The sequence below is a fragment of the Pseudomonas sp. ICMP 8385 genome (assembly GCF_002699915.1).
Lineage (GTDB): Bacteria > Pseudomonadota > Gammaproteobacteria > Pseudomonadales > Pseudomonadaceae > Aquipseudomonas > Aquipseudomonas gessardii.
The window spans coordinates 85,632-99,978 of sequence record NZ_LKBY01000124.1 but is presented as its reverse complement, the minus strand read 5'-3'; the positions used below and the strand labels follow the sequence as shown (position 1 = coordinate 99,978).

11 protein-coding genes and 1 pseudogene are annotated in these 14,347 nt (G+C 62.0%); 2 read left to right on the top strand and 10 right to left on the bottom strand.

Annotated elements, in window-relative coordinates; genetic code table 11:
* Window positions 1-72 precede the first annotated feature (72 nt).
* The gene (locus AO268_RS24610; RefSeq protein WP_099170130.1) at window positions 73-1,098 is read left to right on the top strand and encodes an iron ABC transporter substrate-binding protein; all 1,026 of its coding nucleotides are present in this window, start codon (window positions 73-75) and stop codon (window positions 1,096-1,098) included.
* Window positions 1,098-2,663 (top strand): ABC transporter permease, encoded by a 1,566-nt coding sequence (locus tag AO268_RS24605; RefSeq protein WP_099170129.1) that lies wholly within the window; start codon window positions 1,098-1,100, stop codon window positions 2,661-2,663. The genes AO268_RS24610 and AO268_RS24605 overlap by 1 nt, the downstream gene beginning before the upstream one ends.
* A 90-nt stretch (window positions 2,664-2,753) precedes the next feature.
* Here the strand turns inward: AO268_RS24605 and AO268_RS34045 are convergent, their stop codons facing one another.
* The 10 genes and pseudogenes from AO268_RS34045 to mutL form a co-directional block, all read right to left on the bottom strand.
* Entirely contained in the window at window positions 2,754-3,458 is a 705-nt protein-coding gene (locus AO268_RS34045; RefSeq protein WP_413469639.1) for a methyl-accepting chemotaxis protein, read from the bottom strand.
* Window positions 3,459-3,659: 201 nt separating this feature from the next.
* Window positions 3,660-3,713: pseudogene (locus tag AO268_RS34040) on the bottom strand (hypothetical protein); the annotation flags it as partial.
* Between the two features lie 1,114 nt (window positions 3,714-4,827).
* Window positions 4,828-6,117 (bottom strand): adenylosuccinate synthase, encoded by a 1,290-nt coding sequence (locus AO268_RS24595; RefSeq protein WP_076961572.1) that lies wholly within the window; start codon window positions 6,115-6,117, stop codon window positions 4,828-4,830.
* 54 nt (window positions 6,118-6,171) lie between these two features.
* Window positions 6,172-7,359: an ATP phosphoribosyltransferase regulatory subunit gene (locus AO268_RS24590; RefSeq protein ID WP_099170127.1), complete on the bottom strand. Its 1,188-nt coding sequence runs from the start codon at window positions 7,357-7,359 to the stop codon at window positions 6,172-6,174.
* A gap of 296 nt (window positions 7,360-7,655) precedes the next feature.
* Window positions 7,656-8,522 (bottom strand): protease modulator HflC, encoded by an 867-nt coding sequence (gene hflC / locus AO268_RS24585; protein ID WP_010213607.1) that lies wholly within the window; start codon window positions 8,520-8,522, stop codon window positions 7,656-7,658.
* Entirely contained in the window at window positions 8,522-9,700 is a 1,179-nt protein-coding gene (gene hflK / locus AO268_RS24580) for an FtsH protease activity modulator HflK (RefSeq protein WP_076961574.1), read from the bottom strand. The genes hflC and hflK overlap by 1 nt, the downstream gene beginning before the upstream one ends.
* Window positions 9,701-9,796: 96 nt before the next feature.
* Window positions 9,797-11,098, bottom strand: a complete 1,302-nt coding sequence (gene hflX, locus AO268_RS24575) for a ribosome rescue GTPase HflX (protein WP_076961575.1) — start codon at window positions 11,096-11,098, stop codon at window positions 9,797-9,799.
* Between the two features lie 12 nt (window positions 11,099-11,110).
* Window positions 11,111-11,371, bottom strand: a complete 261-nt coding sequence (gene hfq, locus AO268_RS24570) for an RNA chaperone Hfq (protein WP_010221594.1) — start codon at window positions 11,369-11,371, stop codon at window positions 11,111-11,113.
* 95 nt (window positions 11,372-11,466) lie between these two features.
* Complete coding sequence (miaA, locus tag AO268_RS24565; protein ID WP_099170126.1) at window positions 11,467-12,438, bottom strand: tRNA (adenosine(37)-N6)-dimethylallyltransferase MiaA; 972 nt, start codon at window positions 12,436-12,438, stop codon at window positions 11,467-11,469.
* Window positions 12,438-14,336: a DNA mismatch repair endonuclease MutL gene (gene mutL / locus AO268_RS24560; RefSeq protein WP_169900876.1), complete on the bottom strand. Its 1,899-nt coding sequence runs from the start codon at window positions 14,334-14,336 to the stop codon at window positions 12,438-12,440. The genes miaA and mutL overlap by 1 nt, the downstream gene beginning before the upstream one ends.
* Window positions 14,337-14,347 lie beyond the last annotated feature (11 nt).

The following is a 14,347-nucleotide window of genomic DNA, read 5'->3' as shown; positions in this document are numbered from 1 at the left end:
CTGTCCGCACTTGAGAAGTTTTATCGTTTATCCTTGCAATGATTTGTTGCACTCAAGTGAGGAAAACCCCGGATGATGATCCGCGATACCCGTCTCAAGACATCCCTTCTGCGTGGCCTGACCATCACTCTGCTCGGCCTGACCCTGCTCTCTCCCGCCGCCTACGCCGCCGACAAGTTTGAACTGACCCTGTACAACGGCCAGCACAAGGAAGTCGGCGACGAACTCGCCAAGGCCTTCGAAGCCAAGACCGGCATTCATGTGAATGTGCGCAAGGGCAGCAGCAACCAACTGGCCAGCCAGGTCGTCGAAGAGGGTGAGCGCTCCCCCGCCGACGTGATCTACACCGAAGAATCCCCACCGCTCAACAAGCTCGGCGAACAAGGCCTGCTGGCCACTATCGACGCCAGCACCCTGGATGTCTTGCCCAAGGAATACGTAGCTGCCAACGGCGCCTGGATGGGCGTGACCGCCCGCACGCGGGTCGTGGCCTTCAACCCGAAATTGATCAAGGAAGAAGAACTGCCCAAGTCGGTACTGGATTTCGCCAACCCCGAGTGGCAGGGCAAAGTGGGCTTCGTCCCCACCAGCGGCGCCTTCCAGGAACAGGCCGTGGCAATCATCAAATTGCATGGTCGCGAGGCCGCCGAAGAATGGCTGACCGGGCTGCGCGCCTTCGGCAAGGTCTACAGCAACAATATGGTGGCCCTCAAGGCTGTGGAAAACGGCGAAGTGGCGACGGTGCTGGTGAACAACTACTACTGGTTTGCCCTGAAAAAGGAAAAAACCAACCTGGATTCGCAACTGCACTACTTCACCGATGGCGATGCCGGCGGCCTGATCACCGTATCGGCGGCGGCCGCCCTCAAATCCAGCAAGCACCCCCAAGAAGCCCAGCAATTGCTGGCATTCATGGCCAGCGAAGAAGGCCAGCGGGTGATCACCAACACCTCCGCCGAGTACCCGCTGCGCAAGGGCATGCAATCCAATCGCGGCCTCAAGCCGTTCAGCGAGCTGCAACCACCAAAAGTCACTCCCGCCGACCTGGGCAATGCCGAAGAAGCCCTGGAGCTGGAACGTGACGTTGGCTTGAACTGATGACCCCATCGCAATCCGCCCCCGCCTTGCGCGGGGGTTTTAGCCCCCGGCGCAAACGCCCGTCGATCTGGCTGCTGCTACCAGTCTTGTTGCTGGTGGGCCTGAGCCTGCTGCCCTTGGTGTACGTGGGCCTCAAGGCTTGGCAAGCTGGCTGGGCCGAAGCGGTGCACCTGCTGTGGCGCCCATATGTGTTCGGCCTGCTGCGCAACACGTTGGCCCTGATGGTCGGCGTGACCGTGGCCTGCGCGGTGATTGGCCTGTCCCTGGCCTGGCTGCTGGAACGCAGCAACCTGCCGGGCCGGCGCATCTGGGGAGTGATCCTGTGCCTGCCGTTTGCCGTACCGGCGTTTGTCAGCAGCTTTACCTGGGTGTCGCTGAGCGCCCAGTTTGAAGGCCTGGGCGGGGCAATCCTGGTGATGACCCTGTCCAAGTACCCCCTGGTGTTCCTGCCGGTGGCGGCGACCCTGCGCAACCTGGATCCGTCCCTGGAAGAGTCGGCCCGCACCCTGGGGCTCAATCGCTGGGGCGTGTTCTTTCGCATCACCTTGCCGCTGCTGTGGCCGTCGCTACTGGCCGGCGCGCTGTTGATCGCCTTGCATATGCTGGTGGAGTTCGGCGCCTTGTCGATCATTGGCCTGCAAACCTTTACTACGGCGATCTACCAACAGTTCGAGCTGGAATTCAGCAATGCCAACGCGGCGATGCTGTCTGCGGTGCTGCTGGTGATGTGCCTGACCCTGCTATGGCTGGAGTTGCGCGTGCGCGGCAAGGGCCGGCATGTGCGCACCGGGCAAGGCGCGGCGCGGCATGCCGAGCAGGTTCGACTGGGCAAATGGGCGCCATTGGGCCAGCTGTATTGCTTGATGCTCGCGATCATTGGCAGTGGCATTCCATTGGGGATGCTCGGTTACTGGCTGGCCGTGGGCTCTTCGGCGGCCTTCCCGGTAGCTGAAATCAGCGAGGCGCTGCTGTCCTCCCTGGCCCTGTCCCTGGGCGGCGCCGCACTCTGCCTGGCGCTGGCTGTGCCGGTGGGCCTTTTGGTGGTGCGCTACAAGGGCCAACTGGCACTGTGGGCCGAACGCCTGCCCTACCTGCTGCACGCCCTGCCCGGCCTGGTGATTGCCCTGACCCTGGTGTACTTCGCCTTGCATTACGTACCGGCGTTGTATCAGACCTCGGCGCTGCTGCTGATTGCCTATGCGCTGTTGTTCCTGCCCCTGGCCCAGGCGCCGATCCGTACCGCGCTGAACAAGGCCGCGCCGCAGCTGGAAGAGGCGGCGCGCACCCTGGGCGCATCGTCGTTCAGCGCGTTTTGCCGGGTGACCCTGCCGATTATCTTCCCGGCATTAGGGGCGGCGTTTGCCTTGGTGTTTCTCGATGCGATGAAGGAGTTGACCGCGACTTTGCTGCTCAGCCCGACGGGGCTTAATACCTTGGCCACGGCAGTCTGGGCACACACCTCGAATGTGGAATTTGCAGCGGCGGCGCCTTATGCGGCGTTGTTGATTCTGGTATCGGGGTTGCCGGTGTATCTGCTGACGACGCGGATGTATCTGAGTCGCTGAAATCGCTATCGCGGGCAAGCCCGCTCCCACACGGGAACGCGATCACCTGTGGGAGCGGGCTTGCCCGCGATAAGGCCCAAGCAGCCAACCTTAAGCCCGGAATTGCCCCAGGCTGGCCTTCAACTGCGCCGCCAACCCATCCAGTACCTTGCCGCTGGCCGTAGTCTCCACCACCGCCTGTGCCGCCCGCTCGGCCTGGGCATGGATCACCTCGACCCGTCCCCGTACCGCGTGCGCACCCAGGGCCTGATGCTCGGCAGCCCGGGTCGCCAGGCCAATCGCCGTATGCACCTGCTCCACCGAGTCTTGCACCGTTTGTTGCAAACGCACACTTTCGCGCAGCACCAGCAGCCCCTCACTGGCCTGGCGGCCGGCCTTGCCGATGGTTTCTACCGCCTCACGCGCACCTTGCTGCAACGCCACGATATGCGCCTGGATATCGCCGGTGGAGCTTTGAGTCTTGCTGGCCAGCGCCCGCACTTCGTCCGCTACCACCGCAAAGCCCCGTCCGGTTTCACCGGCACGCGCGGCTTCGATGGCCGCATTCAGGGCCAGCAAGTTGGTTTGCTCGGCAATGCCGTGGATCACCGTCAGCACCACTTCAATCTGCTCGCTTTGCTGGGCCAGGCGCTCGATCACCTTGGAGCCGGCCTGCACCTGCCCGGCCAGCGCCTCGATCAAACTGCCGACCTCAGCTGAAGTACGCGAATTCTCATCGGTGGCCTGGCGGATCTCCACCACCTGCTGCAACGCAGCCTGCATGGCCTGGCTTTCGGCCTGGGCCTCGTCGGCCATTTGCGACAGCGCCCGCAGGCTCTCGGCCACTTCATCGCGCTGCAAGCCCGCCGCCGCATCGGCACCGGCATTGCGCAAGGTCATCGCGCCGATTTCCACACCCGTACGCTGGGCCACATCGCCCGCCTCGCGCACGATGGGCTGCAACTTATCCACAAACCGATTGACCGCCGAAGCCATGGCGCCGATTTCATCCTGGCTGTTGATCTGCACACGCTTGGTCAGGTCACCCTCGCCAGCGGCCAAGTCATCCATGGCCGCGATCAGCAACTTCAGGCGATTGACCACCCGCCGCCCCAGCACCACGGCAATCAGCAACAGCACGCCCAGGCCCACCACCGCCAGGCCCAGGCCGATACGCCAGCGCAGGGCCTGCGCAGCCTCTTGCACGGCACTGGAGGTGTTAGCCGTCATTTCGGTGGCCGTGGCCTGCGCCGACTGCAGCCGTGCGCCCATGGCCGCCGCACTGTCCGCCGCCGCGCCCTTGAGGCTGTCGCCCACCAATTGCCCACCGCTGGCGATCAATGCGGCAAAGCGCTGGTCCAGGGCCGCCAGGTCCGCCTCGACCGCCGCGGTGGAAACCCCCATGAGCACCTTGCCGATCTCCACGCCATTGGGGCTGATGGAGGCTTCGACGTAGTACACCGACGGGTCGTTTTTCGCGGCATTCAACACTTTATCCAGCGCACGGTCGCCCTGGCCTTTTTCCAGGAGCGCCTTGTTGATCGGGTTTTCCCGGTTCAGATAACGGGTCAGGTGCTGGCCAGTGGCATCGTCATACACCACAAACAGCACATTGGGGTTGCGCTGGGCACGCCGGGCAAACTCCGACAACGCCGGAACATCGCTGTCCCACATCGCGCGCGGGGCAACCGAGGCCAGTAACTGCGCCATGTCATTGGCGGAGTCCTTCAGGTCTTTTTCCAGGGTCTCACGCAGTTGCTGCTGCTCTTGCTTCAGGCGCGCAGAAAGGCCTGCGGTCAGGCGGTCACTGGTACTGGCCGACAGGCTGTCCAGGCCGGAGGTCACTTCCTTGCCGGCCTGGGTCAATTCGCCCGACAGCTTCTGGCTGTCCACGCCCAGGCGCTTGCCCAAATCGGCCTCCAGGGCCGTGACGGTGCTCCGGGTCAGAGCGACCGCCACCAGCACTTGCACCAAAAGAGCGATACCAAGGGTAACGAACACCGGCCGCAACAGCCGGCTTTGTAACAATGAGAGAACGGCAGACATCGGGAATCCCTCCACCACGGGTGCCATTAAATTGATAGCACCGCGAAAGAGAGAAATATAGCAAGGGTCGTGCCGTGCGCACCGCAGAAACGACAAAGGGCCCCCAATGGGGCCCTTTGCTTTTTACATCAACAGCTTATTAAGCGAACGGATGACGCAGAACGATGGTCTCGTTGCGGTCCGGGCCCGTCGAAATAATGTCGATCGGCGCGCCGATCAACTCTTCAACGCGCTTGATGTAGGCACGGGCGTTAGCTGGCAGTTCTTCCAGGGTTTTGGCACCCACGGTCGATTCGGTCCAGCCCGGCACTTCTTCGTACACAGGCTGCAGGCCCACGTAGCTGTCAGCGTCGGTCGGGGCAACCTCATTACCTTCTGCATCCTTGTAGCCGATGCAGATGTTGATGGTTTGCAGGCCGTCGAGTACGTCCAGCTTGGTCAGGCAGATGCCCGAGATGCTGTTCACATCGATAGCGCGACGCAGGATAACCGCGTCGAACCAGCCACAACGACGGGCACGCCCGGTAGTGGCGCCGAACTCATGGCCTTGCTTGGCCAGGTGCGCGCCGACATCGTCGAACAGTTCAGTCGGGAAAGGCCCCGAACCTACGCGCGTGGTGTAGGCCTTGGTGATGCCCAGGATGTAGTCCAGGAACATCGGGCCAACGCCCGAACCCGTCGCCACGCCACCAGCAGTGGTGTTGGAGCTGGTCACGTACGGGTAGGTGCCGTGGTCGATGTCCAGCAACGAACCCTGGGCGCCTTCAAACATGATGTCTTTACCGGCGCGACGCAGGTCGTGCAGCTCGGCCGTCACGTCGAGCATCAGCGGCTTGAGCAGTTCAGCGTACTCTTTGCACTCGGCCAGGGTCTTGTCGAATTCAATGGCTGGCTCTTTGTAGTAACCAACCAGCATGAAGTTGTGGTAATCCACCAGTTCACGCAGCTTGTCTTCAAAGCGCGGCATGTTGAGCAGGTCGCCCACACGCAGGCCACGACGTGCAACCTTGTCTTCGTAGGCCGGGCCGATGCCGCGACCGGTAGTACCGATCTTCAGCTCGCCACGGGCCTTTTCACGGGCCTGGTCCAGCGCAACGTGGAAGGACAGGATCAGCGGGCAGGACGGGCTGATACGCAGGCGCTCGCGCACCGGTACGCCTTTCTCTTCCAGCTTGGTGATCTCGCGCAGCAGGGCGTCAGGTGCAACCACCACGCCGTTGCCGATCAGGCACTGCACGCCTTCGCGCAGCACGCCCGACGGGATCAGGTGCAAGACGGTTTTTTCGCCATCGATGACCAGGGTGTGGCCAGCGTTGTGGCCACCTTGGTAGCGCACTACGGCGGCAGCATGTTCGGTCAGCAGATCAACGATCTTGCCTTTGCCCTCATCACCCCATTGGGTGCCCAGGACTACGACATTCTTACCCATAACACTTGTCCTCATTCACGCAAACTTGGTGCCGGCGTTGGCCGGCAGGAAAACTCAAGAAGCCAGTGGCGATACTTGCCAAAGCCCGTTCTGCTGAATCAATTGCCGGTCGCAGTCCGCTTCACGGGCGGCGGCCAATGGCTGCCCAGGCAAGGCCTGGACGACACGCTGACCCTCACTGCGCAACTGGCAGACCTGCTGCCAGAGTGCCGCGTCCGTACTGTCTGGCATCCAGATACCGCCAGACGGTAGCTCGACTTCAGCACGCCCCAGGGTCACCAGGGTTTTCAAATCGGTAGAAAAGCCAGTCGCCGGACGGGCACGACCGAAGTCGGCGCCGATATCGTCATAACGACCGCCCTGGGCAATGGCTTGGCCAACGCCCGGAACAAACACCGCGAACACCACACCGGTGTGGTAGTGGTAGCCGCGCAGCTCACCCAGGTCGAAATACAACGGCAGTTGCGGGAAGCGCGCCGACAACTGCTCGGCAATCGCCAGCACATCGTCCAGGGCCGCCAGCACCGGGGCCGGCGCGTTGGCCAGGCGCTCGCGGGCGGCAGTCAGCACTTCGCGACCACCACACAGGCCCACCAGCGCACGCAACATGCCGGCCAGGTCGGCAGGCACGCCTTCGGTCAGGGCGATCACTTCGTCGATGGCCTTGCGCTGCAGGGCATCGAACAACTGCTGCTCCACTTCGCCGGACAAACCGGCCGCACGGGCCAGGCCACGGTAGATACCGACGTGCCCCAGGTCCATGTGCACATCCGGCACATCCGCCAGTTGCAGCATCGCCAGCATCAGGCTGATGACTTCGACGTCGCTGCTCGGGCTTGCATCGCCATACAACTCGGCGCCCAGCTGGATCGGGCTACGGGACGATGACAAGGCGCGCGGCTGCGCGTGCAGCACACTGCCGGCATAGCACAGGCGGCTCGGCCCTTCACGGCGCAGGGTATGCGCATCGATGCGCGCCACTTGCGGCGTGATATCGGCGCGAAAACCCATTTGCCGGCCCGATTGCGGGTCGATGACCTTGAAGGTGCGCAGATCCAGGTCCTGGCCCGCGCCGGTCAGCAGGGATTCCAGGTACTCGATATGGGGAGTCACGACAAACTCGTAACCCCAGCTCTGGAACAGATCCAACACCTGGCGGCGCGCGATTTCAATGCGCGCAGCCTCTGGTGGCAGTACTTCTTCGATGCCATCTGGCAGCAGCCAGCGGTCTACCGTTGCCATTACGCCATTCCCCTATGACCCGGCCTGCCCTTGGGCGAGCCTTGAGTGAAGCAGAAAATCCCCGGCCCCTGCATAAACCACGCGCAAGAGCGACGTGACGAATGGCCTGTAAACGGCCTCGTCGGGCACTTTCCTCGAAAAACCTGTCACGCCTGCAGCGCACAACAACAATCAAACATGCAGACGCAAAAAAGCCGGGAATTTCCCGGCTGCCGCATCATACACCCGTTTTCCGAAAGGATCACCCCGCCGAGCGTTTTAGCCGCCCGACGGAGTGGTTCCAGACAGTCAGCGGGTTACTTGGACTTTTCCAGGTAGCGGAAGAAATCGCTACTTGGGTCCAGCACCATGACGTCGGTTTTGTTCGCAAAGCTTTCACGGTAGGCGCGCAGGCTACGGTAGAACGCGTAGAACTCCTGGTCCTGGCCATAAGCCTTGGCGTAGATCGCCGCGGCTTGAGCATCACCATCACCGCGGGCCTCTTCAGACTCACGATAGGCTTCTGCCAACAGTACGCGACGCTGACGGTCGGCATCCGCACGGATACCTTCAGCCAGTTCGTTACCCTTGGCACGGTGCTCACGCGCCTCACGCTCACGCTCGGTGCTCATGCGCTCGAACACGCTGCGGTTCACTTCCTTGGGCAGGTCGATAGCCTTGACCCGGACATCGACCACTTCGATACCCAGCTCTTTTTCCGCCATGGTGTTCAACGAACGGGTGATGTCAGCCATCAGCGCATCACGTTCACCGGATACCACCTCATGCAGGGTGCGCTTACCAAACTGGTCACGCAGGCCCGATTCCAGACGACGGGACAAACGCTCGTCGGCAATCTGCTTGAGGCCGGAAGTCGCGGTGTAGAAGCGCTCGGCATCCTTGACGCGCCACTTGGCGTAGGCGTCAACCATCACGGCTTTCTTTTCCAGGGTCAGGAAACGCTGTGTCGGTGCATCCAGGGTCATCAGGCGGGCGTCGAACTTGCGCACCTGGTTGACGTAGGGGACTTTCACATGCAAGCCCGGCTGGACATCCGCCTGGACCACACGCCCGAATTGCAGCAACACCGCACGCTCGGTCTGAGCCACGATGTAGAAGCAGTTCCAGGCAGCGATGACCACGACGACACCCACAATCAGGGCGGTCAGCGATTTATTGCTCATCAACGACTCTCCCTGGAACGTGTTTGCTGTTGCTGCAAGTCAGCGGCCGCACGGGCGCTCGCTTCGTTGGCAGCGGCAGTCGAACTGGCGGAAGACGAAGTACTGCCGGCACTACGACCACCTTCGATCATCTTGTCCAGCGGCAGGTACAGCAGGTTGTTCTGCCCACCCTTGTTGCCGGTCACGAGAACCTTGCTGGTGTTGCTGAAGACTTCCTGCATGGTGTCCAGGTACAGACGCTCGCGGGTGACTTCCGGTGCCTTGCGGTACTCGGCCACCAGCTTGGTGAAGCGGTCGGCCTCACCCTTGGCGCGGGACACGACTTCGTCGCGGTAACCGTTGGCATCTTCAAGGATGCGCTGGGCCTGACCACGGGCTTCCGGCACGACGCCGTTGGCGTAGGTTTCAGCCTGGTTGCGCGAACGCTGTTCGTCTTCACGGGCGCGGATCACGTCATCGAAGGCTTCCTGCACTTCACGCGGTGCCGCTGCGCTCTGTACGTTGACCTGGGTCACGGTGATACCGGTGCGATAAGTATCGAGGAACCGTTGCAGGCGCTCCTTGATCTCGCTGGCCATCAGTTCACGGCCTTCGGTCAGCACCTGGTCCATCGCAGTGGAACCCACTACGTGGCGCAGGGCGCTTTCGGTCGCATGCTGCAAGCTGACTTCCGGCTGGTCGACGTTAAGCACGAAGTCCTGCAGGTTGCTGATCTTGTACTGCACGGTCAGCGGCACTTCGACGATGTTCTCGTCTTCGGTCAGCATCTGGCCCTGCTTGGTGTAGGCACGCTCACGCGTGACGTTCTCCATGTACTTCTTGTCGATCGGCGGGAAGTAGATATTCAAGCCGGGGCCGACAGTCTCGTAGTACTTGCCGAAGCGCAGCACCACGGCTTGCTCCTGCTCGTCCACCACATAGACCGCGCTGTACAGCCAGACAGCCGCCAGCGCCACGAGGCCCAGGCCCAGCAGGCCGTAGCCGCCGCCCTTGCTCGTGCGGCCGCCGTCGTCACCACCACGTTTTTTTCCACCACCGAACAACCCATTCAGGCTTTCCTGCAGCTTTCGGAAGGCCTCGTCGAGATCTGGTGGCCCCTTGCGGTCGCCATTATTGCGGCGTTTACCACCCCAAGGATCCTGATTATTCGAGTTGCCACCCGGCTCATTCCAAGCCATAGCGCTCTCCATCTGATAAAGCAAAGACGCACCCACGGCGCGCCGACCAATGCTACAGAATGCCTGCCACAGCGGCACAACCGCTTTCTCAGGCTTTTATTGCAAAGTGTGTTGTTCGAGGAACTCCATCGGCACAACGCCCTCACGGCTCACCAGCCGATTGAGCTCCGAACGGGGCAAACGAACCGCCAGCAGGCTGACACCTTCTTCGTCGTGTTCTTCTTTCTGTACCGCGCCCAGCTCAAAGAACTGAGCACGCAGTCGAGCAAAACGCTGCGGCAAGCGCAAGGTGCCGACGAACAAATCGCCACCGAGCAACTCGGCAATCGCCTGCTCAAGCAGTTCCAGGCCGCTACCGTCCCGCGCCGACAGCCAGACCCGCTGGGGCCTGCCATTCTCGTCGCGCTGGATTTGCGGCTCGACGCCTTCAAGCAAATCGAGTTTGTTATAGACCTCGAGGATCGGCAAGTCCTGGGCACCAATCTCACCCAGTACGACCATGACCTGCTCGATCTGCAACATCCGGTCAGGCTCGGCCGCATCGATGACGTGCAGCAGCAGGTCGGAGTTGCTCGACTCTTCCAGCGTAGACCGGAATGCCTCGACCAGCTTGTGCGGCAAGTGGCGGATAAAGCCCACGGTATCGGCCAGCACAATCGGCCCCAGGTCGTCGAGTTCCAGACGGCGCAAGGTCGGGTCAAGGGTGGCAAACAGCTGGTCCGCCGCGTACACGTCCGACTGCGTCACGTTGTTGAACAACGTGGATTTGCCGGCGTTGGTATAGCCCACCAGGGACACGGTAGGGATATCTGCACGCGAACGGCCACGTCGCGATTGCTCGCGCTGGCTGCGTACTTTTTCCAGGCGGCCCTTGATCTGGCGCAGGCGCACCCGCAACAGGCGCCGGTCGGTTTCAAGCTGGGTTTCACCCGGGCCACGCATGCCGATACCGCCACCCTGGCGTTCAAGGTGCGTCCAGCCGCGAACCAGGCGGGTGCTCATGTGGTCAAGCTGGGCCAGTTCGACCTGGAGCTTGCCTTCATGGGTACGGGCGCGCTGGGCGAAAATATCGAGAATCAGACCGGTGCGGTCAATCACGCGACACTCGAAGACTCGTTCGAGGTTACGTTCCTGACTGGGCGTGAGGATGTGATTGAAGATCACCAGATCGGCTTCTTCGGCATGGACCAGGTCGCGTAGTTCCTCGACCTTGCCGCTGCCAATCAGAAATTTGGCGGTTGGCCGATGACGCGGCACGTTAAAAAACGCGACGGTCTCGGCGCCGGCCGAATTTGCCAGCTCCTGAAACTCCTGCGGATCTTCGCGCGCCTCAGGGTCCTGTCCATCCAAGTGAACGAGGATCACTCGCTCACCACCACCGTGGCGCTCAAAGAACAAAGGAGACTCCTATCAGGCGTTACCTGGCTCAGCGTCACCCTGTTCGGATTCGGTTGCGCTAGGCAGACGAATTGGACGAACCGGCACTACTGTCGAGATAGCGTGCTTGTAGACCATCTGGCTGACGGTGTTTTTCAGCAGGATGACGAACTGGTCGAAAGACTCGATCGTACCTTGCAGCTTGATGCCGTTGACCAGATAGATGGAAACCCCAACTTTCTCTTTACGTAAAGTATTCAAGTAAGGGTCTTGTAGCGAATGCCCTTTTGACATGTGCCGCACTCCTTTAAGGATCAATAATAAAAAATCGGAAAAATAAATAGTTTGTAACCGTCACACCCCCAAGGATAGACGGCAATTGCAAGGACTCAGCTCAATATGGAGACCGTTCCCAAGTATTTCAAGGCGCGTGACAGATTGTCGCAATCCAGACTGTCCAGCCAATGCAAGTCAGTCCAGCTGCGCAGCCAAGTGAACTGGCGCTTCGCCAATTGGCGCGTGGCAATAATGCCGCGCTCCTGCATTTCGGCTGACGTCAGCTTGCCATCCAGATGATCCCAGACTTGGCGGTAGCCTACAGCACGTATCGAAGGCAATCCCGGATGCAGATCACCTCTTGAACGCAGTGCTACGACCTCCTCCACGAATCCCTGTTCCAACATAATTGTGAATCTTTGTGCAATTCGTTCATGCAACACCTGGCGATTCGCCGGAGCGATGGCCAGATTGGCGACAGTATAGGGCAATTGTCCCGATCCAGAGGTGCCTGCATCAGTACTTTGCGCAGATTGTCTGAGGCGATGGGCCGTCATCGTCTGGCCACTCACCCGCCAGACTTCCAGGGCCCGGCTCAGGCGCTGGGGGTCGTTGGGGTGAATACGTGCGGCAGACACCGGGTCAATCGCCGCCAACTGCTCGTGCAGGGCCTGCCAGCCAAGGCGCGCAGCCTCTTCTTCGATCTCGGCGCGCACCTGTGGATCGGCCGGCGGCATCTCTGCCAGGCCTTCCTGCAACGCCTTGTAATAGAGCATCGTGCCGCCCACCAGCAGCGGGATCTTGCCCCGTGCGGTGATCTGCGCCATGGCGGCGAGGGCATCGGTACGGAAATCCGCCGCCGAGTAGCTTTGCGACGGATCGATAATGTCGATCAGACGATGGGGATGGGCGGCCAACAGTTCTTTGGACGGCTTGGCCGTGCCAATGTCCATGCCCCGGTAAACCAGGGCCGAATCGACGCTGATCAGCTCACAAGGCAAGACCTTGGTCAGCTCGATTGCCAGGTCGGTCTTGCCAGCGGCCGTCGGGCCCATCAGGAAGATGGCGGGAGGTAGGGCGCTCATCAGCGGCCGCGCAGGAATAGTTTGTCCAGATCATCCAGGCCCATCTGGGTCCAGGTCGGTCGGCCATGGTTGCACTGGCCACTGCGCTCGGTGTTTTCCATGTCCCGCAGCAGGCCGTTCATTTCCGGCAGGGCCAGGCGCCGGTTGGCGCGGATCGCGCCGTGGCAGGCCATGGTGCCGAGCAGTTCGTTGATATGCGCCTGGATCCGGTCACTGGTGCCGTATTCCATCAGGTCCGCCAGCACGTCAGCCACCAGCCGGTTGGCCTCGGCCTGCTTGAGCAAGGCGGGAATCTGCCGGATGGCCAGGGTTTCCGGGCCCAGGCGCTGCAATTCAAAACCCAGTTTCTGGAACACCGCCAGGTGCTCCTCGGCGCAATCGGCTTCGCGCTGGCTCACCGCCAGGGACTCCGGCACCAGCAATGGCTGGCCGCTCAGGCCTTCGCTGGCCATGGCGATCTTCAGGCGCTCGTACATGATCCGCTCATGGGCCGCGTGCATGTCCACCAGCACCAGGCCATGGGCGTTTTCTGCGAGGATATAGATGCCCTTGAGCTGGGCCAGGGCATACCCCAGGGGCGGGATATCGCCGCCACCTTCCGGCAGCGCCACTGCACCCGGCTCGGCACCGGGCAGCGGCGCAAAGAATTCACGATAGGCCGCCTGGGCCTCGGCCACCGGCACCGCTGATTGCGGTCGCGGGGTGTATTGATACTGATAGCCCGCCCCCGCGCCGGAACCCGGCGCCGGGTAACTTGGCTGGGCTTGCGGCGATTGCAGCAGGTTGGCCGCCAGGCTCATTTCGCCCTGGGGCCCGAACTCGCCGGCCTCCGGCCCTGTAGGGCGGACGATGGCGGTGACAATCGGCGCCGCCAGTTGATCATCCGGGCGCACATCGCCCAGGGCGCGGTGCAAGGTGCCATACAGGAAATCGTGGACCATGCGCCCATCACGGAAGCGCACCTCGTGCTTGGTCGGATGCACGTTGACATCGACCACCGCCGGGTCCACTTCAAAGAACAGTACAAAGGTCGGATGCCGGCCATTGAACAGCACGTCGCGATAGGCCTGGCGCACCGCATGGGCCACCAGTTTGTCGCGCACTGCCCGGCCATTCACAAAGAAATACTGCAAGTCGGCCTGGCTGCGGGAGAACGTCGGCAAACCGACCCAGCCCCACAAATGCAGGCCGTTACGCTCGATTTCAATCGGCAGCGCCTGCTCCAGGAACCCCGCGCCACAGATCGCCGACACACGTCGGGCGCGGGCGGCATCGTCGTTGGCCTCGTGCAGGCTGAGGATGGTCTTGCCGTTGTGGCGCAGATGGAAAGCCACGTCGAAACGGGCCAGGGCCAGGCGCTTGATGACTTCTTGCAGGTGATCGAATTCGGTTTTTTCGGCCTTGAGGAATTTGCGCCGTGCCGGGGTATTGAAGAACAGGTCGCGCACTTCCACCGAGGTGCCCACCGGATGGGCCGCCGGCTGGACCCGAGGCGCCATGTCGCGGCCCTCGGTCTCGACCTGCCAGGCCTGTTCGGCGCCACGGGTGCGGGAAGTCAGGGTCAGGCGCGCCACGGAGCTGATCGACGCCAGCGCCTCACCGCGAAAGCCCAGACTCATCACCCGCTCAAGGTCTTCCAGGTCACGGATCTTGCTGGTGGCATGGCGCGCCAGCGCCAGCGGCAGGTCATCGGAGGAAATCCCGCTGCCGTCGTCGCGCACCCGTAGCAGCTTGACCCCACCCTGCTCCACATCCACGTCAATGCGCCTGGCGCCGGAGTCGAGGCTGTTTTCCAGCAGTTCCTTGATCACCGAGGCCGGGCGCTCGACCACCTCGCCCGCCGCGATCTGGTTGGCCAGCCGCGGGCTGAGCAGTTCGATGCGCGAGGCGCTGTTCAATACCGATTCGC

Bases quoted from the DNA above. Each gene is read 5' to 3' on its own strand.
- AO268_RS24610 (WP_099170130.1), top strand. From the start codon at position 73: ATGATGATCCGCGATACCCGTCTCAAGACATCCCTTCTGCGTGGCCTG.
- AO268_RS24605 (WP_099170129.1), top strand. From the start codon at position 1,098: ATGACCCCATCGCAATCCGCCCCCGCCTTGCGCGGGGGTTTTAGCCCC.
- AO268_RS34045 (WP_413469639.1), bottom strand. From the start codon at position 3,458: ATGGCCGACGAGGCCCAGGCCGAAAGCCAGGCCATGCAGGCTGCGTTG.
- AO268_RS24595 (WP_076961572.1), bottom strand. From the start codon at position 6,117: ATGGGTAAGAATGTCGTAGTCCTGGGCACCCAATGGGGTGATGAGGGC.
- AO268_RS24590 (WP_099170127.1), bottom strand. From the start codon at position 7,359: ATGGCAACGGTAGACCGCTGGCTGCTGCCAGATGGCATCGAAGAAGTA.
- hflC (WP_010213607.1), bottom strand. From the start codon at position 8,522: ATGAGCAATAAATCGCTGACCGCCCTGATTGTGGGTGTCGTCGTGGTC.
- hflK (WP_076961574.1), bottom strand. From the start codon at position 9,700: ATGGCTTGGAATGAGCCGGGTGGCAACTCGAATAATCAGGATCCTTGG.
- hfq (WP_010221594.1), bottom strand. From the start codon at position 11,371: ATGTCAAAAGGGCATTCGCTACAAGACCCTTACTTGAATACTTTACGT.
- miaA (WP_099170126.1), bottom strand. From the start codon at position 12,438: ATGAGCGCCCTACCTCCCGCCATCTTCCTGATGGGCCCGACGGCCGCT.